The following is a 20,349-nucleotide window of genomic DNA, read 5'->3' as shown; positions in this document are numbered from 1 at the left end:
TTCCTATCGTTTAAGCGTTGGAGCCGCCGAGTGTCTTGATCGCATCGTCCAGCGAGGTCTCGCTGTCGCGCATCAGCGACGAGATGCTTTCAAAAGCGCGATTGACCTGGATCAGCTGGGTCATTTCGCGGATGCCGTTGACGTTCGCCCCTTCGAGGTAACCCTGGACGACGGAGTTATCGATGCCCTCGAGCACCGGCTGCGGGGTATCGACGGTGATGACGCCGGAGTTGTCGTGGCGGACGAAGCCCTTCGTGACGTCAGCCGTGAACAGACCGAGGCTGGCGACCGGCTGTTCGTTCTGCCGGATGATGCCGTCGGAGCCGACAGTCGGAGGGCCTCCGTCGCGGTTGAGCTGGATCGGGGCACCACCGGCATCGAGAACCGCATAACCGCGGATCGAACGGAGCTGGCCGAGCTCATCCATCGTGAAACGGCCGTCGCGGGTCAGCACCTGGCCGCCCGGCGTATCGATCGCAAACCAGGCATTGCCCTTGATCGCGAAATCGAGCGGGTTGCCCGTGCGCTGCATTTCGCCGGTCCGGGTCGACAGATAGTCGTTGCCCTGGGTGACGAACGCGACCTTTGCACCGATATCGTTCTGTGTCTTGCTCAAGACCTCGTCGAACTTGACCTCCGTGGAACGGAAGCCGACGGTGTTCATGTTGGCCATATTGTCGGCGATCGTGTTCAAGCGACGCTCGAGCGCGATCTGGGAAGAGATGCCGACGTAAAGTCCGGACTGCATATCATTTGCCTCCGAGTTTCAGGTTATTGATCGAGATCAGAAGATCCGTGGAAATTCCGCTCGAGGATGGGGAATTGAAGACGGCGAGCGGATCGTAGCTCTCGGTGGGATTGCTGATCTCCCACATCGCCGTGAACCGCTCGAGAAATTTGTTGACCTTGGCCGGGTCCTGGAAATCCGCGATCTTGACCGTGTCTTCGATGTATTTGGCCTGGCGGTCGAGGTCGGCGCCGATCATCTCAGCCGACATGCCAAGCGCGGTGCGCATGACTTCCGAAAGCGCATCGTCGGCAAGAACTTCCATGCCGGATTTGATCGTTGGGGCGGTGCGCTCAAAATAGAGCGCCAGCCGGACGCCCATGTTGTCGACGCCCGCATCCTCTTCCAGCGTCTGGCGCTGGAACTTGTCGACGACGCCCTTCTGGGCCCTGTCGAAGGAGGTGGCGGTGGTGCCGAAGGCGGCAAAATTCAGGGATTCGGCGAGCTGCGAATAGCGACTGTCGGAGAGCTGGTTGGCAAAATCTGCCTTGTTGTCGGTGCCCTCCGTCAGGACCTTGCGGATGAAGGCCTTGGCATAAGCCATGTCCTCGAGACCGTGAGCCTTCAGCGCGTAATTATAGATGCGCGTATCGGCCATGAAGTCGTCGATGGTTTTGATGCTGCCGATCTTGGAGAGGTAATATTCGCTCTCGCGCGCAACTTCCGGCTTTTCGGCGACGCGTTCCAGCGACTTCGACATGTCGCGGCTGATCATTGCGTAGCTGGTATAGGTCGTGATCACGATAGCTCTACCTAAGTCCGCGGAAGCGGCGGACGTCGCTGCGGAGCGGGCAATCCGGTCCGATCGTCGGCAGAACTAGGCTCGAAGACTTGTGCGAAGCTGTTCCGGACCTGCTTTCGTTGACGTCTCCACAGCCAGCCTCACGCAAGCCAGACGTCTTATCCCCAAGACAAACGAAAACGATCGGGCACAGGTACGCGATGAATATTATTATCGGCTTTGTCATCACCGTTGGCTGTATTCTCGGTGGCTTCATGGCCATGGGTGGCCACATCGACGTCCTCATCCAGCCCTATGAGCTTCTGATCATCGGCGGCGCCGGTCTCGGCGGCTTCATCATGGCCAACCCGATGAAGGTCGTGAAGGATAGCGGCAAGGCGCTCGGAGAGGCCTTCAAGAACACCGTACCGAAAGAGCGGAACTATCTGGACGTTCTCGGCGTGCTTTATTCGCTGATGCGCGACCTCAGAACCAAGTCGCGCAACGAAATCGAGGCGCATATCGACAATCCGGAGGAATCGCCGATCTTCCAGACCGCTCCGACGGTCCTGAAGAACAAGGAACTGACCGCCTTCATCTGCGACTACGTGCGCCTGATCATCATCGGCAATGCCCGCTCCCACGAGATCGAGGCGCTGATGGATGAAGAAATCAACACCATGTTCTCCGACAAGATGAAGCCCTATCACGCGATCACCGCGATGGGTGACTCGTTCCCGGCCATCGGTATCGTCGCCGCCGTTCTTGGGGTTATCAAGGCGATGAGCAAGATCAACGAGTCGCCGGAAGTTCTCGGCGGCCTCATCGGTGCGGCTCTCGTCGGCACCATGCTCGGCATCTTCCTGTCCTATTCGGTCTGCAACCCGCTGACCTCCCAGATCAAGATCGTCCGCACCAAGCAGCATCGCCTGTACATCATCGTCAAGCAGACCCTGCTTGCCTACATGAACGGCTCCGTGCCGCAGGTCGCGCTCGAATACGGACGTAAGACGATTTCCAACAAAGAACGGCCCTCGATCGACTCGGTCGAGCAGGAAATGATGAATCCTGGTGGAGAAAAGGCGGCATGATGACGTCGAACCAAGCAAACCAATCACCGGCGTCGGGCATGGACCTGGCGCTCCTGGCAAAACTGACCGGAGGCCTCGGCGACAAGAAGACCGTCGAGAAGATCAGCAGCGAATTCGCGCAGCTCTATGCAGAATTCCTGCCGGACGTCTTTCACAGCGAAACCGGCATCCGGATCGGCGTCTCCTACGTGAGCTGCACGTCCGGCTTGATGACCGATCTCATCGCCGATCTCGGCGATGGGTTTGCCCTTTCCGACGGATCCCTGCGCAACTGGTCGCCGAACTTCGTGCTCGGCTGCGGCAACAGTTTCGTGATTGCGCTCATGGAACTGATGCTGGGCTCGGCGCTCGAGACCATCGTACAGCCGATCGAACGTCCCCTCTCCGATATCGAACTCGACCTCGCCGTGGTGGTCTTCGAGCGGATCGCCAATGTGCTGCGCTCCGGCGTCAACGCCCAGGGGAGCTTCGAAGCGGCCCTTGAACGGCCTCACAACGCCGAAGACCGCCCAAAGCCGGACGATCTGGCACGCCCGGAATTCGGCGTCTCGATCCGCATGGCGTTCGAGCTCGGTTCGGTCACCTCCGAATTCGCTCTCGTCATCCCTCAGCGTGCTTTCCTGAAGACCAAGGTCACCGCGCCGAAGGCGAAGGCTCAGGCTTCCAAGGCCAAGCAGGAATGGACGGACCGCATGAACGACCAGGTCCGCCGTTCGCATGTCACCCTCGAAGCCCGTATCCGCCTGCAGAAGCTGACCCTCGGTACGATCTCGCGGCTCGCAGCCGGCGACGTGATCGCTTTCCAGGACAAGCGCGATGTCCAGGTTCAGGTCAGTGCAAACGGCCGGGATATGTATTCGTGCGAATTCGGGCGGTCCGGCGAGCGGTATACAGTCCGCGTAAAGGATAACATCAGCACGGACGACGAGATTCTCCAACACCTGATAGGCTAGACCCGCGGCCAGCCTGTTGCCGGCTTTTTCGCCAAGGCAGGCTGACGCAAGTTTCAACAGGAATAATCACCGCATGGCTACGAAGAAGACACCTCTCACCGACGACGACTCGCTGATGCCGATCGGCAATGATGCCGATCTGGATCAGGCCATCGACGATTTGCGCGGCGTCTTGAAGACGGATGCCGATGGCGGCGCGCCTGATTTCGATGCCGATTTCGGCTCGTCCGCAACCTCCGATTTTTCTGCCGACGCCCCGTCCTTCGGCGGCGGCTTCGAAGCACAGGCTGATACATTCGGCAGCGGCTTCGGTGGTGGTGCCTCGGATTTTGGCGGCGCAAAAAGCTTCGGCGGCAACGATTTCGGCAGCTCGACATCCAGCAGCGCCGCCTACCAGGAACCGGGCAGCGCGCTCAACGCCAATCTCGACCTGATCATGGATATCCCGATCGACGTCGAGATCGTGCTCGGTACGAGCCGCATGCAGGTGTCGGGCCTGATGACCCTCGAAGAGGGTGCGACGATCGCACTCGACAAGAAGATCGGCGAGCCGGTTGAAATCGTGGTCAACGGACGCCGCATCGGCAAGGGTGAGATCACCGTGCTGGAAAATGATGACACGCGTTTCGGTGTGCGACTGACGGAAGTACTGAGCACGAGAAGAACCTGATCCCTGTTTGGGACAGAGAAGGAAGACCATGATGGACTTTGACGATTTCGGTGGCAGCGCCCTCTCGACGAAACCGTTATCCAAGGCCGAAAAGGCCGCGGCAGTGCTCTTGGCTATGGGCAAGGGCGTCGCTGGCAAACTTCTCAAGTATTTCACCCAGGCCGAGCTGCAGAATATCATTGCCTGTGCCCAGAGCCTGCGCGCCATCCCCCCCGACGAACTCCTCGAACTCGTCAACGAGTTTGAGGACCTGTTCACCGAGGGCACCGGTCTCATGGATAATGCCGCCGCGATCGAGGGAATTCTCGAAGCGGGCCTGACACCCGAAGAAGTCGACGGGCTGCTCGGCCGCCGCACCGCGTTCGACGACTACCAGGCCAATATCTGGGACCGCCTGCAGGATGCCGATCCGGCATTCGTGGGCAAATTCCTGTCGCGCGAACATCCTCAGACGGTCGCCTACATTCTTTCGCAGATGCCATCGATCTTTGGCGCCAAGGTCCTTCTCCAGCTTCCCGACAGCCGCCGCGCCGATATCATGAACCGCGCCGTCAACATGAAGGAAGTCAGCCCCAAGGCCGCGCAGATCATCGAGAACCGGGTGATGGAACTGATCGCGGCAATCGAAGCCGAACGCAACTCGAATGGCTCGAACAAGGTCGCCGAGCTGATGAACGAACTCGATAAGAGCCAAGTCGATACCCTGCTCAACTCCCTCGAGACGATCAGCAAGGACTCCGTCAACAAGGTTCGCCCGAAGATCTTCCTCTTCGAAGACCTGCTCTACATGCCGCAGCGCAGCCGCGTCATGCTGCTCAACGACGTCGCCGGCGACATTCTCACGATGGCGCTGCGCGGTGCGACCAACGAGATCAAGGAATGTGTTCTCGCGGCCATCAGCCCGCGCCAGCGCCGCATGATCGAAAGCGATCTCGCGGTTCAGAACATGAACCTCAATCCGCGCGAAGTGGCGATCGCCCGTCGCGCGATCGCACAGGAAGCGATCCGGCTCGCCAATTCGGGCCAGATCATGCTCAAGGAAGAAAAGAAGGAAGGCGACAAGCCGGCCGAGGCCGCCTGACCTGCCGACTGAGGCACCACGAAGGAAGCGGAGCGGGATATTTCCCGCTCCGCTTTCGTTTGACCAACCTTTCGCCGATATTTTCCGGCCACCCACAGTCTTTTTCTTGACTCGATTAGCGGCTAGCAGGCGATGCGGTAACATCGCGGGCGGCGGCGGCCGATTCGTTTGAGCCACGTCCTCGCAACCGGAAGACCGATTGGTTCAAAGCCGTGTCCGACGACGATAAAGACAGTAAAACAGAAAACCCGACCGCCAAACGAATGTCGGAAGCGGCAGACAAGGGTAACGTCCCGGTCTCCCGAGAGGTGCCGCTTTTCGCCTCCATGCTGGCATTCTATGTCTTTCTCGTCTTCTTCCTGCCCTCGAACATCGCAAAAATGGCCGAGACGCTGAAGGACCTTTTCGAACAGCCGGATCAGTGGCGGCTCGAAAATTCCACGGACGTCGTCTCGCTCAGCGTCCATCTCGGCTGGGCGATCGCGGCGTTCCTCACTCCGGTTATGCTGCTCTTCATCATTTTCGGGCTTGGCTCGTCGTTCGCACAGAACATGCCGTCGCTGGTCCTCGAGCGCGTGCGGCCGCAGATTTCCCGCGTTTCACCCACCAAGGGTTTCGGGCGGATTTACAGCGTTCCGGGTTTCGTCGAGTTCGGAAAGTCGATCTTCAAGATCCTGATCGTGGCCGTGATCATGTATTTCGCATTGCGCGGCGAATATCTCTCCTCGCTGGACGCGATGTTCTCTGATCCGCAGGTCATCCTCGTAAAACTGGATTCAGTCATCCGCCAAATGGTGATCGTGGTCGTCCTGTCGGCGGGAATACTTGCCGTGGTCGACGTGCTGTGGACGCGCTATCACTGGTACAACGAACTCAAGATGACCAAGCAGGAGGTCAAGGACGAATACAAGCAGGCTCAGGGCGACCCGATCGTCAAGCAGCGCCAGAAATCGGTCGCACGAGACCGTGCCCGCCGGCGGATGATCAACAACGTGCCGCGCGCCACTCTCGTGATCGCCAACCCGACTCACTTTGCAGTAGCGCTGCGTTACGTGCGCGAGGAGAACGACGCCCCGGTCGTCGTCGCCAAGGGCCAAGACCTGATTGCCCTCAAGATTCGCGAAATCGCCGAGCAAAACGATATCCCCATTTTCGAGGATCCGCCCCTGGCGCGCTCCATGTTTGCGCAAGTCTCGGCGGATAGTGTCATTCCGCCAGTCTTCTACAAGGCTGTGGCAGAACTCGTGCACCGGGTCTACGCTTCCCGGTCGCTCAAAAAACGGACACGCTGAGCGTCATGAAGAAATGCACCTACTCCACCGAACGGGAAGAAATCGTTGCACAAGCAATCAGCCCGGTGGCTTCGGAACTTCGCCTGCTCGATGCCGGCGATCTCATCTCACTTCTACGTCTAGAGTGCCACAGCAGCCTTGCCGATCTCGTGTCTTCAGCAGCCGAGCTCTATTTCCACCCCGGGACCGTCAGTTTCGGCGCCGGCGGCGACTACAAGCTCGAATGGAACGGCAAGCCGGAAGTCGTCCTCGACCTCGAAATCAAGCCGCGCGGTGTTTCGGTCTATGCGCGCCTGACGCTGGCCGACCAGCTGGCAGCCCTCGAAATCGACCACATTGCGTTCCAGGCCCCCTTCGAGGATCCCCACGACAACACAGCTTTCCTGGCAAAGAGCCTCCAGGACGCCAAGTTCGTGAAGACCAGCAACTCGCAGATATGAACTGCCCCACCCCAAAACGGAAAACCGGGCTCTTCTCCGAACGGATCAGTGGATGTAACCGAGCCTGATCGCCTTGGCGATCGCCTGGATACGGTTGACCGAATCGAGCTTGATGGTGGCAGAGCCGAGATAGGCGTTGACGGTGTGGACGGAGAGGCCGAGCTTCTCGGCAATTTCTTCGCTGATACGGCCGTCGCCGGCCAGCTGAAGGCAGGCAATCTCGCGTTCGCTCAGGGATTCCGCGGGAACGCTGCGGCGTTCGTCAAGCGCCAGGAGGTCCATAACCACCTGGCAGCTCCTGACATGCTGGTCGATGATCACATCGCTCACCAAATCCATCGATGTCCCGAAGAAAGCGACGTAGCCGTTGCCGAGGGCACCGAGGCGCACGGGAAAGGCGATCCCCGAAAAAGGAACGACGCTGGAATCCAGGCGGTGCGTCAATGGCGAAAATTCGCCCGCATCGGCAAAACTGGTATTTTCCGATCCGTTCCAGATCAGCGGCAGAAGCGAGGTCTCGATATGGTCCAGCAGCGCCTCGCCATAAACACCGATGAGCTGGTTGCTGCTCTCGAGCGCGCCGGCTCCCCAGTTTTCGAGCTCGCATACAAGCTTGCGCTTGTTGGGCAACCCAGCGCCGGCGATCCGGAAAACCGCAAAATTCCGCGCCTTCAGGTTCTTCTGCATGGCGACGAGTTTCGGAAAGATGTCCGAGCGGCTCGATGCGCGCTGGAGGCGCAGATACTGGATGCTTCCAGGTCCGTCTGCCGTGCCGCTGCGCGAATAACCCATTGAAATTATTTTCCTAAACTAAGTTGTTGCGAACGGCGTAGGCAATCGCCTCGGAGCGAGTCTTGGTTGCCGTCTTGCGCATCACGCTGGTAATGTAGTTGTTGATCGTATTGCGGGATATGCCGAGGATCACGGCGATCTCGTCACTGGTCTTGCCCTCCGCAATCCAGAAGAGACATTCCAGCTCGCGTTCCGTCAGTTCGAAATCACGCTCCGTCCTGGCGTCGGCATTTTCTCCAAAACTGGCGCCGTAGGCGGCGAACAAGCCCACCTCCCTCAATCGTTCCTGCGACAGGATGATGCCGTCGAGGAACAGCAGCATCAGCGAGAACCGCGTCCTGCCGACGCAAAAGGTCAGCGCGCAATACTGCCGGCTGATGTCGTCCGGCGGCACGATGTCGTCAGGCAACAAGGCAAAGCTGGGGGTCAGCAGCGAGAGGCATTTTTCCAGTTCTGTGGAACGCGCATAACCGCTTGCTAGCTCCGAGCCCAAGCGCCGTACGAGATCAAAGGGCCAGTTGGAGGTAACGATGAAATCGAGGCCCTGTTCCTGGATGAGGTCGTAGCGGGCCAGCAGAAAATGAGAAGCGCCGACGTAATCCGCGAGCAGGCGCATGACCGCCTGAATGTTGTTGGAGCCCGCCAAAACCGAAAGACGGCGTACCAATTGCTCACGCGAGAGTCCTCTGGAGCCGGCAGACTCCGCATAGGAGCGCCCCTCCGTCATCTTTTCTACCCCCGACAACTCCATTCGGTACCTGCTCCCCGCCACGTGGCGCATTCATCATGAATGCCCGCATCGCGGCATGTTGCGATTCCCATACAACCCCTCCAGCGCCGAAACGATCCCGGATTTAGCAAATACATCAAGAATAATGGTGGTCGCCGCCTTCCCTCGTCGTAGACACCGAGAGTTTCAGCAGTTCCACCTCTTTGGGACCTCTGGAAGTGATTGTACGAATCAAGGCCATTGTAGGAGACGCGTTGCGAATTACCATCGCCTCGACATCGGATTTCCCCAGTTGCGCCATATTCATGCTGATTCGCCATATAGATAAATGCGCCAAGTGTGCGGCGGGGCTGAAAAGAAATGGGCCGGACAAGGTCCGGCCCATAGCGATCATATTTTCGTGATACCCCGTCAGGCTGCCTTTTCGAGTGCCCACTTGCGGAGAATCTTGGCGGCGCGCTCTTCGGAGATTTCGACCATCCGGGCCAGGCGCTTTTCGGGACCTTCCTTGACGCGGCGGTTGAAGCCCTCGTCGTCGCCACCGCCCAGCATGTCGTTCGAGCTGTCGAAGCCGAAGTCGGAGCCGAAACCGTCCATGAGTGCCGGGCTGCCCGTCGTTGGCGAGAAGTCCGGAAGTTCCAGACCTGCGCCGTCCGCTGCTTCGCCGGCGACGCTGTTGCCACTGACGGTGCGGATGAGCGGGCGAAGACCGAGCCAGACCACCAGGAAAGCTACCAGGACGAAGGCGAGCGAGTTGATGATGCCTGCGACGTTCCGGCTCAGCATGTCCATCACGCCCGGTCCGCTGGAGGCTTCGCTGAGCAGCTGGTTTTCCAGGAAGTCCATAGCCGTCAACGTGACGATGTCGCCGCGGTTGGCATTGATGCCGGCTGCGGATGCCACGATCTTCTGCATCTCTGCGAGATAGGCATCGACCTTTGCCTGGTCAGCCGGCTCGCCGACCATTTTCGCGATACGACCCTTGTTGACGACGACGGCAACCGAAACCTTCTCGATCTGGTAGCTGTTGCGCGTCGTGGCGACGGTCTTCTGGTTGATTTCGTAGTTGGTCTGCTCTTCCTTTTTATCGGACTGATCAGACGATTTCGGACCGTTCGCACCACCCGGAGGCGGAGCGGCCTGCGGCACGTTCTGCTCGACGGTCGTGGCGTTGTCGTCCTGGGTCTGCTGCGATTTCGACGCTTCCTTGGTGGTGCGGACCGAACGTTCGACGCGGGAGTTCGGATCGAACACCGTCTCGTTGATCTGCTGGCTGTCCGTGTTCAGGGCCGCCGTGACGCTGGAACGGAAATTGTCCATGCCGAGGAAAGGCGCCAGCGCCTTGTCGATATTGTTTTCGATTTCCTGCTGAACGTTCTGGACGATGCTCAGCGACTTGTTCATTTCGCTGCCGCCGTATTCGTCGCCTGAGGCGAGCAGCTGACCAGCGGAATCCAGAATGGTCACGTCGTCGACGTCGAGGCCGGGAACTGCGGAGGCGACAAGGTGGCGAATGGACGAAGCAGCCTTGCGCCCCGTCGTCGAACTGGCCCGGATCATCACCGATGCCGTCGGTTTCTGCTCACCCCTGCGGAAGTTGCCGACATCCGGCATGACGATATGAACGCGGGCGGCGTTGACGCCGTTGATCTGCTGGATCGACCGGCCGATCTCACCTTCAAGGGCGCGAACGCGGGTGACTTCCTGCATGAAGGAGGTCAGCCCGAGCGAACCGACATTGTCGAAGAGTTCGTAACCGGCGTTGGTGCTGTTCGGCAGGCCCCGCTCGGCCAGCAGAAGCCGCGCCTTGCTGGTCGAGCCGGCAGGAACCTGAAGGCTCGTACCGTCCGTACCGACCTGGAAGGACATGTTGGCCTCGGCCAGCGCGATGCTTACCTGGTTGAGGTCGGCCGTATCAAGACCGACATAGAGCGTCTCGTAGGCCGGCTTGTTAACGAAGAGGGCCGCAGCAATGACGATCGCAATTGAAACGACGCCGACAGCGCCTAAAGCAATAAGTCGCGTCTGGCCTAAACCGGCCAGATTTTTAAAGACTTGTGATAATTGAGCCAACAGATTCATTCTGTTCCCACATCGCCAACTAGGTATTCGAGCCTATGCTCAATCGCACCCTAAGAAGCGAAGCTTGTGCGAGCGTTTCGCGGGCGCATGGTTTTGGCGATTGTGGATGGGATTGTGAGACTGGCGGGGGCCTGGGCCGTCATGGCCGAAGCATGCATGTCAGGGCTGGCGATCAGAAAAAATCGAAATCGCCGGCTGCCTTGCTCAATGGCTGGGAATGGCCGTGGCGCATGCCGTTGGTGAGCGCCTTCTGCATGTCGGCGAGTTTGACGAGATTGAGGGCGGTCGAGACATCGACCATCCAGTCGCTCGGAATGCCGCCGGTGATCGTGTCGACGAATTCTGCAAGGCCGCGCGTCTTCTGGACGGCCAGGTCGATGCCCTGCAGGACTTTCAAGCTGTCCGGCGACTGCAGGATCGTTTCGCCGCCGAGCTCCAGAAGCTGCGGCTCGACCCGTTCGATCAGGTATGCGACGTCATGAAGCTCCGAGACCAGACGCATCAGGACTTCTGGAAGAGATTCCTCAAAGGGAGCGATTGGCGTCTTGACGATGTCGTTCATGGCTTCTTTCGCCCCGAGAAATGACTTCTTTAAAAGAACTCGATCGAGCTCTCGACCGGCTTCGGCGGCGTGCGTACCGGACGCTCCTCCATAGCCACCGTCCGTTGCGTTTCGGCGCCGGTCAGGGGATACTGACGAGCTCGGCCGCTCACGGGCCAGAACTCCAGCTTGCGCCCATGTTCCCCGCCCGTTGAGGAACCGACCACCGGAATGCCTTCGTCCTTTAGAAATTGCATCGCGAATGCGGCATTCTGTTCGCCGACATTCGAAAAGCTGGCAATCGTCTTGGCGCCGCCGAAAATCTTCGCTTCCAACCGGTCTCGCCGGGCACCCTGCTTCAAAAGTCCGTTGATCAGCAACTCCATCAGATGCACGCCATAACGCGTTGCATCGCCGCCCGAGGTCATGGAGCCGCCGGATCCCGGAAGCAGGAAGTGGTTCATGCCGCCGATACCGGCGACAGGATCGCGAAGACAAGCAGCCACGCATGAGCCCAAGATCGTCGAGAGAACAGCATTCGGGTCGTTCAGGACCTTAAATTCCCCTTGGATGATATGGACACGCCTGACTGCAGCGGCGTCATTCATTTCAATGCTCCAAACACCGCTTCGATAGCGGCCTTCATCTTTTCGATCGTGAACGGCTTGGCGAGAACGTTGTTGGCGCCGAGCGATGCAGCCTTTTGAACCAGAGCGCGGTCGCCCTGCGCCGTCAGGATGATGAATGCGGCCTTCTTGGTGTTCGGATTGGCGCGAACGGCCTGAAGGAAACCGATACCGTCCATTTTCGGCATGTTGAAATCCGAGATGACAAGATGGTGCGGCTGCTCGGCCATGATCTTCATGCCCTGCTCGCCATCGCCGGCAGACGTGATCTGTTTGAAGCCGAGCTGTGTCAGGGCGTCGCTGAGCAGCAGGCGGCTGGTGACCTGATCATCAACGATCAGAACTTTGATTTTTTCAGCGATAGACATTTATTCGGTACCTTCTTTTCGGGCGGCAGTTAACTTCAACACTTCTTCACCAATGGCGCCTAGCGGCAGCTGCTGCTCGACGGCCCCCATTTCATGGGCAACCCTCGGCATGCCGTAGACCACACACGTCTTTTCGTTCTGCCCGATCGTGCGTGCGCCCGCGCTACGCATTCTGAGCAAACCTGCAGCTCCGTCGCGGCCCATGCCTGTCAGGATAACCCCGACCGCATTGCGACCCGCCAGATCGGCGACCGAGTCGAAAAGGACGTCCACCGAGGGCCTGTGACCGTTTACCGGCTCCCTTTCGATCAGCCGGCAACATGGCGCCGACGGATTGACCACCTGCAAGTGCCGTTCGCCACCAGGCGCGAGGTAGATCTTGCCGATCTCCAGCCGCGCGCCATCGGTGGCTTCCTGCACCACAGGAGCGCAGATACGATTAAGCCGTTCAGCAAAACTTTTGGTAAACGTGGAGGGCATATGTTGAGTAATTACAGTCGGTGGGCAGTTTTGCGGGAACTTTTGCAGTACCGCGATGAGGGCTTCGACGCCTCCGGTTGACGATCCTATAGCTACAACCTTCCTGCCGACACGATATTCCGCGGCGGGAGAGGCTGCGATGACTGGCGCAGGTCCGTTCCGGCGTGGTCCTGACCGGGCTGCAGCCTTCACCTTTTCAGCAAGATCCATGAAAGGGCGAACGTCGCCGGGAGCCGGCTTGCCGACACAGTCAAAGGCGCCGATTTCGAGAGCGGCGAGCGTCGCGTTGGCACCCTGATGGGTCATGGCCGAAACCATGATGACCGGCATCGGACGCAGGCGCATGATCTTTTCGAGGAATTCCAGCCCGTTCATATTGGGCATCTCGATATCGAGGGTGACGACATCGGGATTGAGCTGCTTGATCGCGACGCGCGCTTCCAGCGCATCGCCGGCCTGGCCGACGACGTTGACTTCCGGATCGGAATTCAGGATGGCCGTAATCAGGCCACGCATGGTCGGGGAATCGTCGACGACCAGGACCCGTGCCGGAGCGCTCATGCCTTCCTCCCTGCGCTCTTACCGGTATAACGATAGGTCGTGATACCGATATTATCGAACAGGTTTTTCGCGTCGCCGGAGACGCGCTCGGAATGGCCGATATAAAGATGTCCGCCTTCAGGCAGGAGCGAGGCAAAGCGGGACCAGATTTTCATCTGCGTCGGCTCGTCGAAATAGATGACGACGTTGCGGCAGAAGATGACATCGAAATTGCCCTTGAAGGGCCATTGCGCCATCAGGTTCAGCTCGTTGAAGGTGATCAGCTTCTTGACGCGTTCGTCGATCTGGAACCTGCGGCGTCCGCCGGCATCGACCTCCCGGAACCACTGCTTGCGCATGGCGGGCGTCATGGTCTCAAGCGCATTCTCGTCGTAGACGCCGGCGCGGGCCGCAGCCAGGATCTTCGGATCGATATCGGTCGCCAAGATGCGAAAGTCCAGATCAGCCGCGTTGGGAAGCAGCGACAGTACGGTCAGCGCAATCGAATATGGCTCCTGCCCGTCCGAACAGGCGGCCGACCAGATGCGCACGCGACCGCCGCTCTTGGCGCGGTTGATCAGACCCGGCAGAACCTCGTCGCGCAGGTGCTCGAAGTGATGGTTCTCGCGGAAGAAACGGGTGAAGTTGGTTGTCAGATGCGACAGCATTTCGCGGCGGGCGGCGGCGCCTTCGGGCGACGCCACCAGAACGCAATAGTCCTTGAACCCGCGCAGCCCCAAAGCCCGGATATGCTTGGAAAGGCGGGAATAGACGAGCGAGGCCTTGGAATCGTTGAGGTAGATCCCGGCATCCGAGTAGATCATCGCCGAGATGTCGGTGAGGTCACGACGCGTCAGCGGATATTCTCCGCTTGCGAGGACTTCATCAGGTGACTGTCGGCTTTCGATGGCGCCCAAGGGCTTCATGCAACTTCGCTTTCCATGTCGGGGAAGAGGGCGTCCAACTCGATCATGCAGATCATCCGCTTATCGATGGCGAGAATCCCCCGGGCGTATTGTCTCTCCAGATCGGAAGAGACTTCCGGTACTGGCTGGATATTCTCGTCGTTAATCGTAAGGATATCGGAAACGGCTTCGACGAGCAGACCAACAACTTTGGTCTTCATCTGCGCCACGATGATCACATGGCGTGCCGTCGGCTCGGCATCCTTCATGCCAAGCCGGGCTGAAAGGTCGACGATCGGCAGAACCGCGCCGCGCAGATTGATGACACCCATGACGTAGGCGGGCGCATGCGGCAGCGGCGTTGCCTGCGTCCATCCGCGAATTTCGCGGACAGACATGATGTTCACGCAAAATTCCTGATCGCTGATGCGAAAAGCGATCAGCTCCTTGCTTCCCTGGACCAGATTTTTCACGGCATACGACATGTGAACTCAACCCGTGGCGGCTAACGACATTTCAGGTTTCATGGACTGGCCTCGCGACGCTGCGACCACCGCATCGACATCGAGGATGAGTGCGACGCGGCCATCACCGAGAATGGTAGCTGCGGCGATGCCGGGGACGTGGGTGTAGTTCGCCTCGAGCGACTTGATGACGACCTGGCGCTGGCCCTGGATGGCATCGACCATCAGTGCGCGCTGTCCGCCACCTTCCGATTCCACCAGCAGCGCGACACCTTCGACCGGATTGGCCTGGGTGGCGCGGTAGTTGAGGACCCGACCCACATCGACCAGCGGGCAGAACGAGTTGCGGATCGAGATAAGTCGTTGATTGGCGCCGAAGGAATGGATGGCGGCAGCCTCGGGCTGCAGCGTCTCGACGATGGCGGTGAGCGGCACCACCAGCGTCTGGCCGGCGACCGTGACCACCATGCCGTCCAGGACGGCGAGCGTCAGCGGCAGGCTCATGGTGAAGGTCGAGCCGTAGCCCGGCCGCGACGAGATCGAGATACGGCCGCCGAGCGCCTGGATCGACCGCTTGACCACGTCCATGCCGACGCCGCGGCCGGAAATGTCGGAGATCTTGTCGGCGGTGGAGAAGCCCGCCATGAAGATCAGGTTGTCGATCTCGTCGTCCGACAAGTTGGCGTCGGCCGCGATGATGTCGTTGTCGATCGCCTTCTGGCGAACGCGCTCGCGGTTGATGCCGGCGCCGTCGTCGGCGAGCTCGATCAGGATGCGGCCCGAACGATGTTTCGCGGTCAGCTTGATCGTGCCTTCCGGGTCCTTGCCGGCGGCTTCGCGCTTTTCGGGCGACTCGATGCCGTGGTCGACGGCATTGCGGATCATGTGGGTCAGCGGTTCGGCGATCTTGTCGATGACCGTCTTGTCGACTTCGGTGTTTTCACCTTCGGTGACCAGGCGGATCGACTTGCCGACCATGTCGGCTACTTCGCGAACGATACGCGACATGCGCTGGAAGACCGGCTTCACCGGCTGCGCGCGGATCGCCATGACCGAGTCCTGGATCTCGCGGGTGAGCTGCTGCAGCTCTTCGAGGCCCATGTTGACGGCCGAAGTACCGGTCGCGTCGTTCTCGACGACGCTCTGGGAGAGCATCGCCTGGTTGATGACGAGTTCGCCGACGAGGTTGATGAGGCGGTCGACGCGGTCGAGATCGACGCGGATCGTCTGGCCCGCGCCAGCAGCGGCGGCTGCGGCATTGTTCTGGGCGGCGGCACTGGCGGCGGCCGACTCCTTCTTCTCGGCGACACGGGCGGCCCTGGAGACGTTGCTCGCGGTCTCGGCAGCGGACAGGGCCGCGGCAACGGTTTCTTCCGAAGCACCGCGTTCGCTGGTCCTTTCGTCTTCGCCGGACGAAGAGTCATCGAGGATCGAGAGATCGAATGGAACCGGGACCATCGGCAGTTCCTCGTTGGAAGATGCCTCTTCGGCAAACTTCACTTCGAGATCGCAATCCCATTCCGCGAATTCGAAAACGGCGCGGATGTCGTCTTCGCTCCGGGTGGTCCGGATCGATATCTTCCAGCTGAAGTAGGACGCTTCCGGGTCCATCTTGTCGAGGGTCGGCAGAGCATCCGTGTCGCAATTGATGCTCATCTCTCCCAGACGGGACAGGTCGCGCAGCAGGAGCGCCGCCTCGTTGCCCTTGGAATAGAGTTCGCGGCGCGGCTTGAAGATCACCTCGTAGAGCGAACCTTCGACTACCGGCTCATCGTCCTCGCCGAAACCGTCGAACGAGAAGGGGATCGGCTGGAAGCCGCTGTCGTCGCTCGGCTTGGGAAGTTCCGCTTTCGCCGCAGGAGCCGCGGCGGGAGCAGCCTTTGCGGCCGGTTTCGGGGCGTCATGGCCGGAGGAGGACGGCAACTCGCCATGGGCAAGCGCCTCGAGTTCCTTGACGAGGCTGCGGCTTCTCGACTCATCGACGCCGCCGCCGTCACGCGACGCGGTGACGAGGTCGGCGAGAACGTCGGCCGATTTCAGCATGACCTTCAGGACGTCCTGCGTCGGCTCCAGCTTGTTGGAGCGCACGCAATCGAGCGTCGTCTCGAAGACGTGGGCGAAGGAGACCAGGTCGTCCAGACCGAAGGCACCGGCGCCCCCCTTGATGGAATGAACGGCACGGAAAACGGCGTTCACCGTTTCGGGGTCGCGATCCCCGTCGTTCAGCTTGAGAAGACCCGACTCCAGTTCAGCGAGCTGCTCTTCGCATTCCTGAAAGAAGATCTCTTTGATTTCGTTCATATCCATCGGGGGAATTCCTGGCTCAGGCGGTTACACGCTCGATCGCATCAATCAGTTTGGCAGGATCGAAAGGCTTGACGATCCAGCCCGTCGCGCCGGCCTGCCGGGCCCGGTTCTTCTTCTCGGCATCGCTTTCCGTCGTCAGGACGAGGATCGGGACGGCGCGAAATTTTTCGTTGCGGCGAACGCCTTCGATGAAACCGAAGCCGTCGAGGCGCGGCATGTTGATATCCGTGACGATGACGTCCGGATTGCAGCCCTCGAGGACTTCGAGGCCTTCAACGCCGTCTTCCGCCTGAATTGTTTCAAAACCTGCGTTATTAAGGGTCACCAGAAGCATGTTCCGGATCGTCCGTGAGTCATCCACGGTCAGTACTTTTTTCTTCATTGCTAGATCTCCTTAGCAACCAAATTCTGGTTATTGATGCCGATGAGTTGCATCGTCTTCTGAAATGCATCCGAAGCCTTCTCCACGAGGAGGGACTTCTTGTCTTCTTCCCAAGCCTTGACGCCGGCGAGCAGAACCTGGGCGCACTGGACACCGACGCGCTCGACGCCCGACGCATCGATCCTGAGATCGCTGCCGCGCATGGAGACCAGCTTGCCATGCAGGTTCGAGGCCTCGTTGAGGTCCAGCACCGCGGCCAGCTTCAAACTTGCAGGTCCAGCCTTCTTTGCTGCCATCAGCTTATTCCTTGTCGTTTCTGAAAGATGTATTCGCCGTCATCCGCACGCTCGGAGGCCATCGGCGCGATCGGGACGAGAGTCGGCTGGGGTCTTGGCGCCGCCGGACGGCGCGCATCCGCATAGCGGTTCTGTCGTTCGATCCGGAACTCGCGGACCGTCCGTCCGAGTTCCAGGATGACGGTATGGAGTTCGTCGGCGCCTTCGCCAGCGCGGGACGCGAGGCTTGCATTCGAGGCGACGTGTTCGCTGACCGAACCGATCTCGAGGGTCAATCGGTCGAGACCAACGGCCTGCTCGCCGGTGTCGCGGGCGATGCCGGCGATCGCGTCGTTGATGTCGGACACCTGGCGGACGATGCCGCCGATCGCCTCCTGGGTGCGGTGAACCATCTCGACACCCGCATCCACCTGCGACTTGGTGCCGTTGACGAGCGTCTTGATCTCGCGGGCCGCATCGGCGGAGCGCTGGGCAAGCGCACGCACTTCCTGGGCGACAACCGCAAACCCGCGGCCCGTCTCGCCGGCGCGGGCCGCTTCGATGCCGGCGTTCAGCGCCAGCAGGTTCGTCTGGAACGCGATGTCGTCGATGACGCCGATGATCTCGCCGATCTTTTCGGCCGAGGATTCGATATCCGCCATGGCGTTGATCGCCCGGCCGACGACTTCGCCGCTTGCCTCGACCGAACGGCGCGTCTCGGCGGCGGCTTTTTCTGCGGCAGCCGTCTCGGCGGCACTTCCCTTGACCCTGGCGGTGACGTCGAGCAGCACGCGTGCCGCCTCCCTGAGGCGGGCCGACTGTTCTTCGGAAGCGGAGGCGAACGAGCGGGCGCCTTCGGCAAGCGATTGGGTGAGCGCACCAGCCTTCTGGCCGTGTCCGTCGGCGGTCTCGACCGAGGAGCGCATGCCGGCAACCGCCTGGTTGAGAAGATCCGCGAGTTCGCGATAGACATCCGGCACATCGGCCGGCAGAGAGGCGGTCAGATCGCGGTCGGCAAGCGCTGCGATGACGTCGGTGAATGTTTCGATCGCCTGCGCATGATCGGCTTCGCGCTGTTCGGCGAGCGCGCGCTGGTGCTTCTGGCGCTGTTCGTTGAAGCGGAGCGAGACGGCAATCTCGACATCGACCATCACCAGGCGGGTAATCGCGCCGACGAGGTCGAGCAGCTCCTGCTCACGCTTGCGGCCGCCCGGCAGCAGCGATTTCGGAGCGAGATCGACGATCGCGCCGGCGATCAGGTGTTCGAGCATCACGGCGTGACCGGCGACGTGCCAGCGCGGATCGAGGCCCATGCGGCTCTCGGCGTCGGAGAGAACCTTCACCCGCTCGGCGTAGAGCGCATCGAAGCGGGCATCGGTCAGCACGCCCCAATGGGAGGCCTGCAGGTCGTGCAGCCGTTCGATCTGCTGCTCGCTTTCGAAATTGCGAGCGGCTTCCGGAAAGGATTGAAAGCGGTGAAAAAGGTCGCGCAGGCCGGTCTTCAGATGCCGGTCGAGCTGCGGGCGGCAGCGGCGCAGCAGATCGCGCAGTTCGCCGTCGAGGCCGGCAAATGCCAGTCTCTCGCCCAGGCTGCCTGCCTGGCCACGTCGCGCCTGATCCGATGGCATTTCCTGCACCAAAGCCGTCCCCAAATTAATCAAGCCAATCCTCGGAGAGGATCGGCGGCATGCGAGCTGCTGTCGCCAGCGCCTGATAAACGGGAATGCTCGCCAAACCGGATCAATATCCGTCGGGCATGGGCAACGCGGTCACCACGGCTTTGCTGGATTTTCATGAGCGGATACCGGATTGGACCGGTACGGCTTTGCGGCTTCATGCCTGGTGGGAGACCGCAGTCATCCCATTTCGCCGTGGTTTCTAATATGTATGGTTAATTCCTTGCCTGAAGGTTAATGGAAGGTGCAAGGATGCCTGATTTGCTTCAACCGGGCGCATATTACCCGCTATCAGGGCATTCGCTTCGGCACTACGCGGTGGTTACGGTTTTTCTCAAATCGCCGCTTGAATGTCGGCCAACCCGCCTTGTCTCCCATATCGGCGAGCGGCCGCAACGGATAAGCTTTTAACTCAAAGCGCCATGCCACCCTTGCCGGAGAACTTCCTGCTGATATGCAGCGAGCCGGAAAGACCGAAACGCCATGGCAGGTCGACAGCCTGGGAGATGCCGATCCGCCGCCCGGTGACGATCAATGGCGGCGTTTGCGGCAAAGTGAGATCGAACGGAGGCGCGAACAGCGGCAGGCCGTTGTGCTCAATGGTGATGTCGAGCGCCTGGCAGAGTCGGCCCGGACCGGAACACAGGAGTAGCGGATCGGCAAGGCGGCGCCTCTTCTCCATCTCCTCAAGGCCTCTGACCGGCTGCAGCGCCCTGATCAGCACGGCGCTGCCGGGCCGGCAGACGAAATTCAGGCACCAGTGAATGCCGTAGGAACGGTAGACATAGGCATGCCCGGGCGGGCCGAACATCACCGCGTTCCTCTGCGTGGGCCCGCGAAAACTGTGGGATGCCGGGTCGTCCGGCTCATAGGCTTCCGTCTCGACGATCACGCCGCCCGCGCCGCAGACATCGAGTTCGACGCCGATCAGGTCACGAGCCACCTCCACGGAGCCTCTATCGAAAAACTGCTGGTTCATAAAAATGCCCGTCTCGCTGCCGGTTGCATCCATAGACGGCGAAGCAGGGCTTGTCTTCCCCGCCGACGACGCGACATCCTGGAAGGCCCGAAGCGTTGCGCAGACGTTGTCGTGGGGATGCAACAGGCCCCTCACTTGCTGTTTGCCAAGTCAGCACGGATTTGTGG

The 20,349-nt window shown here is 60.2% G+C and carries 23 protein-coding genes; 7 read left to right on the top strand and 16 right to left on the bottom strand.

The window, feature by feature from the left end:
• Positions 1–10 precede the first annotated feature (10 nt).
• Together flgF and C5J26_RS24020 are read right to left on the bottom strand one after the other, a co-directional pair.
• Entirely contained in the window at positions 11–748 is a 738-nt protein-coding gene (gene flgF, locus C5J26_RS24025; protein WP_105404076.1) for a flagellar basal-body rod protein FlgF, read from the bottom strand.
• 1 nt (position 749) lies between these two features.
• Entirely contained in the window at positions 750–1,529 is a 780-nt protein-coding gene (locus C5J26_RS24020; RefSeq protein ID WP_105404075.1) for a DUF1217 domain-containing protein, read from the bottom strand.
• 200 nt (positions 1,530–1,729) lie between these two features.
• Between C5J26_RS24020 and motA the strand changes: the two genes are divergently transcribed.
• The 6 genes from motA (at position 1,730) to C5J26_RS23990 (ending at position 7,035) form a co-directional block, all read left to right on the top strand.
• Positions 1,730–2,599: a flagellar motor stator protein MotA gene (gene motA, locus C5J26_RS24015; protein ID WP_105404074.1), complete on the top strand. Its 870-nt coding sequence runs from the start codon at positions 1,730–1,732 to the stop codon at positions 2,597–2,599.
• A complete protein-coding gene (locus C5J26_RS24010) occupies positions 2,599–3,552 on the top strand; it encodes a FliM/FliN family flagellar motor switch protein (RefSeq protein WP_172724252.1) in 954 nt (317 codons plus the stop codon). The genes motA and C5J26_RS24010 overlap by 1 nt, the downstream gene beginning before the upstream one ends.
• A gap of 73 nt (positions 3,553–3,625) precedes the next feature.
• On the top strand, positions 3,626–4,222 hold the full coding sequence (gene fliN, locus C5J26_RS24005; protein ID WP_105404072.1) for a flagellar motor switch protein FliN: 597 nt from the start codon (positions 3,626–3,628) through the stop codon (positions 4,220–4,222).
• A gap of 28 nt (positions 4,223–4,250) precedes the next feature.
• Complete coding sequence (fliG, locus tag C5J26_RS24000) at positions 4,251–5,303, top strand: flagellar motor switch protein FliG (RefSeq protein WP_105404071.1); 1,053 nt, start codon at positions 4,251–4,253, stop codon at positions 5,301–5,303.
• Between the two features lie 212 nt (positions 5,304–5,515).
• Positions 5,516–6,595: a flagellar biosynthesis protein FlhB gene (gene flhB, locus C5J26_RS23995; RefSeq protein ID WP_105404070.1), complete on the top strand. Its 1,080-nt coding sequence runs from the start codon at positions 5,516–5,518 to the stop codon at positions 6,593–6,595.
• 5 nt (positions 6,596–6,600) lie between these two features.
• Positions 6,601–7,035 (top strand): hypothetical protein, encoded by a 435-nt coding sequence (locus C5J26_RS23990; protein WP_046630669.1) that lies wholly within the window; start codon positions 6,601–6,603, stop codon positions 7,033–7,035.
• A 45-nt stretch (positions 7,036–7,080) separates the two neighbouring features.
• Here C5J26_RS23990 and visR read toward each other — a convergent pair whose 3' ends face one another.
• The 13 genes from visR to C5J26_RS23920 form a co-directional block, all read right to left on the bottom strand.
• Positions 7,081–7,827 carry a transcriptional regulator VisR gene (visR, locus tag C5J26_RS23985; protein WP_105404069.1) on the bottom strand — a complete coding sequence of 249 codons (747 nt, stop codon included), beginning with the start codon at positions 7,825–7,827 and terminating at the stop codon, positions 7,081–7,083.
• A gap of 13 nt (positions 7,828–7,840) precedes the next feature.
• On the bottom strand, positions 7,841–8,554 hold the full coding sequence (visN, locus tag C5J26_RS23980) for a transcriptional regulator VisN (RefSeq protein ID WP_245282687.1): 714 nt from the start codon (positions 8,552–8,554) through the stop codon (positions 7,841–7,843).
• 414 nt (positions 8,555–8,968) lie between these two features.
• Positions 8,969–10,639, bottom strand: a complete 1,671-nt coding sequence (gene fliF, locus C5J26_RS23970) for a flagellar basal-body MS-ring/collar protein FliF (RefSeq protein ID WP_105404067.1) — start codon at positions 10,637–10,639, stop codon at positions 8,969–8,971.
• Positions 10,640–10,811: 172 nt separating this feature from the next.
• Positions 10,812–11,201: a hypothetical protein gene (locus tag C5J26_RS23965; protein ID WP_046664774.1), complete on the bottom strand. Its 390-nt coding sequence runs from the start codon at positions 11,199–11,201 to the stop codon at positions 10,812–10,814.
• Between the two features lie 29 nt (positions 11,202–11,230).
• Complete coding sequence (gene cheD, locus C5J26_RS23960; protein WP_046603224.1) at positions 11,231–11,788, bottom strand: chemoreceptor glutamine deamidase CheD; 558 nt, start codon at positions 11,786–11,788, stop codon at positions 11,231–11,233.
• Positions 11,785–12,174, bottom strand: a complete 390-nt coding sequence (locus C5J26_RS23955) for a response regulator (protein ID WP_007759259.1) — start codon at positions 12,172–12,174, stop codon at positions 11,785–11,787. Before C5J26_RS23955 ends, cheD begins: the two co-directional genes overlap by 4 nt.
• A complete protein-coding gene (cheB, locus tag C5J26_RS23950; RefSeq protein WP_046630655.1) occupies positions 12,175–13,215 on the bottom strand; it encodes a protein-glutamate O-methylesterase CheB in 1,041 nt (346 codons plus the stop codon).
• Positions 13,212–14,120: a protein-glutamate O-methyltransferase CheR gene (gene cheR, locus C5J26_RS23945; RefSeq protein WP_105404066.1), complete on the bottom strand. Its 909-nt coding sequence runs from the start codon at positions 14,118–14,120 to the stop codon at positions 13,212–13,214. The genes cheB and cheR overlap by 4 nt, the downstream gene beginning before the upstream one ends.
• Positions 14,117–14,584 (bottom strand): chemotaxis protein CheW, encoded by a 468-nt coding sequence (locus C5J26_RS23940; RefSeq protein ID WP_105404065.1) that lies wholly within the window; start codon positions 14,582–14,584, stop codon positions 14,117–14,119. The genes cheR and C5J26_RS23940 overlap by 4 nt, the downstream gene beginning before the upstream one ends.
• A 6-nt stretch (positions 14,585–14,590) precedes the next feature.
• Positions 14,591–16,870 carry a chemotaxis protein CheA gene (locus C5J26_RS23935; protein WP_105404064.1) on the bottom strand — a complete coding sequence of 760 codons (2,280 nt, stop codon included), beginning with the start codon at positions 16,868–16,870 and terminating at the stop codon, positions 14,591–14,593.
• A gap of 16 nt (positions 16,871–16,886) precedes the next feature.
• Positions 16,887–17,252 (bottom strand): chemotaxis response regulator CheY1, encoded by a 366-nt coding sequence (cheY1, locus tag C5J26_RS23930; protein ID WP_037087114.1) that lies wholly within the window; start codon positions 17,250–17,252, stop codon positions 16,887–16,889.
• Positions 17,253–17,254: 2 nt separating this feature from the next.
• The gene (locus tag C5J26_RS23925) at positions 17,255–17,548 is read right to left on the bottom strand and encodes an STAS domain-containing protein (RefSeq protein ID WP_037087115.1); all 294 of its coding nucleotides are present in this window, start codon (positions 17,546–17,548) and stop codon (positions 17,255–17,257) included.
• Positions 17,548–19,155 carry a globin-coupled sensor protein gene (locus C5J26_RS23920; protein ID WP_105404128.1) on the bottom strand — a complete coding sequence of 536 codons (1,608 nt, stop codon included), beginning with the start codon at positions 19,153–19,155 and terminating at the stop codon, positions 17,548–17,550. Before C5J26_RS23920 ends, C5J26_RS23925 begins: the two co-directional genes overlap by 1 nt.
• A 95-nt stretch (positions 19,156–19,250) precedes the next feature.
• Here C5J26_RS23920 and C5J26_RS32860 point away from each other — a divergent pair, with 95 nt between their 5' ends.
• Complete coding sequence (locus C5J26_RS32860; protein WP_172746051.1) at positions 19,251–19,409, top strand: hypothetical protein; 159 nt, start codon at positions 19,251–19,253, stop codon at positions 19,407–19,409.
• 206 nt (positions 19,410–19,615) lie between these two features.
• On the opposite strand, the gene C5J26_RS23915 is transcribed toward C5J26_RS32860, so the two are convergent.
• A complete protein-coding gene (locus tag C5J26_RS23915) occupies positions 19,616–20,182 on the bottom strand; it encodes a DNA-3-methyladenine glycosylase (protein WP_105404127.1) in 567 nt (188 codons plus the stop codon).
• Between the last annotated feature and the right edge of the window lie 167 nt (positions 20,183–20,349).

The sequence above is a fragment of the Neorhizobium sp. T7_12 genome, assembly GCF_002968535.1.
Taxonomy (GTDB): domain Bacteria; phylum Pseudomonadota; class Alphaproteobacteria; order Rhizobiales; family Rhizobiaceae; genus Neorhizobium; species Neorhizobium tomejilense.
Note: the sequence above shows the minus strand (reverse complement) of the source record. Positions and strands in the feature narration are given on the sequence as shown.

Excerpts from the sequence above, each read along its gene's own strand:
- C5J26_RS23915 (WP_105404127.1), bottom strand. The coding sequence starts at position 20,182 with ATGAACCAGCAGTTTTTCGATAGAGGCTCCGTGGAGGTGGCTCGTGAC.
- C5J26_RS23965 (WP_046664774.1), bottom strand. The coding sequence starts at position 11,201 with ATGAACGACATCGTCAAGACGCCAATCGCTCCCTTTGAGGAATCTCTT.
- C5J26_RS23935 (WP_105404064.1), bottom strand. The coding sequence starts at position 16,870 with ATGGATATGAACGAAATCAAAGAGATCTTCTTTCAGGAATGCGAAGAG.
- C5J26_RS23990 (WP_046630669.1), top strand. The coding sequence starts at position 6,601 with ATGAAGAAATGCACCTACTCCACCGAACGGGAAGAAATCGTTGCACAA.
- C5J26_RS24010 (WP_172724252.1), top strand. The coding sequence starts at position 2,599 with ATGACGTCGAACCAAGCAAACCAATCACCGGCGTCGGGCATGGACCTG.
- C5J26_RS32860 (WP_172746051.1), top strand. The coding sequence starts at position 19,251 with ATGCTCGCCAAACCGGATCAATATCCGTCGGGCATGGGCAACGCGGTC.
- C5J26_RS23940 (WP_105404065.1), bottom strand. The coding sequence starts at position 14,584 with ATGTCGTATGCCGTGAAAAATCTGGTCCAGGGAAGCAAGGAGCTGATC.
- fliN (WP_105404072.1), top strand. The coding sequence starts at position 3,626 with ATGGCTACGAAGAAGACACCTCTCACCGACGACGACTCGCTGATGCCG.
- fliG (WP_105404071.1), top strand. The coding sequence starts at position 4,251 with ATGATGGACTTTGACGATTTCGGTGGCAGCGCCCTCTCGACGAAACCG.
- cheR (WP_105404066.1), bottom strand. The coding sequence starts at position 14,120 with ATGAAGCCCTTGGGCGCCATCGAAAGCCGACAGTCACCTGATGAAGTC.
- cheD (WP_046603224.1), bottom strand. The coding sequence starts at position 11,788 with ATGAATGACGCCGCTGCAGTCAGGCGTGTCCATATCATCCAAGGGGAA.
- visN (WP_245282687.1), bottom strand. The coding sequence starts at position 8,554 with ATGACGGAGGGGCGCTCCTATGCGGAGTCTGCCGGCTCCAGAGGACTC.
- C5J26_RS23920 (WP_105404128.1), bottom strand. The coding sequence starts at position 19,155 with ATGCCATCGGATCAGGCGCGACGTGGCCAGGCAGGCAGCCTGGGCGAG.
- fliF (WP_105404067.1), bottom strand. The coding sequence starts at position 10,639 with ATGAATCTGTTGGCTCAATTATCACAAGTCTTTAAAAATCTGGCCGGT.
- motA (WP_105404074.1), top strand. The coding sequence starts at position 1,730 with ATGAATATTATTATCGGCTTTGTCATCACCGTTGGCTGTATTCTCGGT.
- flgF (WP_105404076.1), bottom strand. The coding sequence starts at position 748 with ATGCAGTCCGGACTTTACGTCGGCATCTCTTCCCAGATCGCGCTCGAG.
- C5J26_RS23925 (WP_037087115.1), bottom strand. The coding sequence starts at position 17,548 with ATGGCAGCAAAGAAGGCTGGACCTGCAAGTTTGAAGCTGGCCGCGGTG.
- cheY1 (WP_037087114.1), bottom strand. The coding sequence starts at position 17,252 with ATGAAGAAAAAAGTACTGACCGTGGATGACTCACGGACGATCCGGAAC.
- visR (WP_105404069.1), bottom strand. The coding sequence starts at position 7,827 with ATGGGTTATTCGCGCAGCGGCACGGCAGACGGACCTGGAAGCATCCAG.
- cheB (WP_046630655.1), bottom strand. The coding sequence starts at position 13,215 with ATGAGCGCTCCGGCACGGGTCCTGGTCGTCGACGATTCCCCGACCATG.
- C5J26_RS23955 (WP_007759259.1), bottom strand. The coding sequence starts at position 12,174 with ATGTCTATCGCTGAAAAAATCAAAGTTCTGATCGTTGATGATCAGGTC.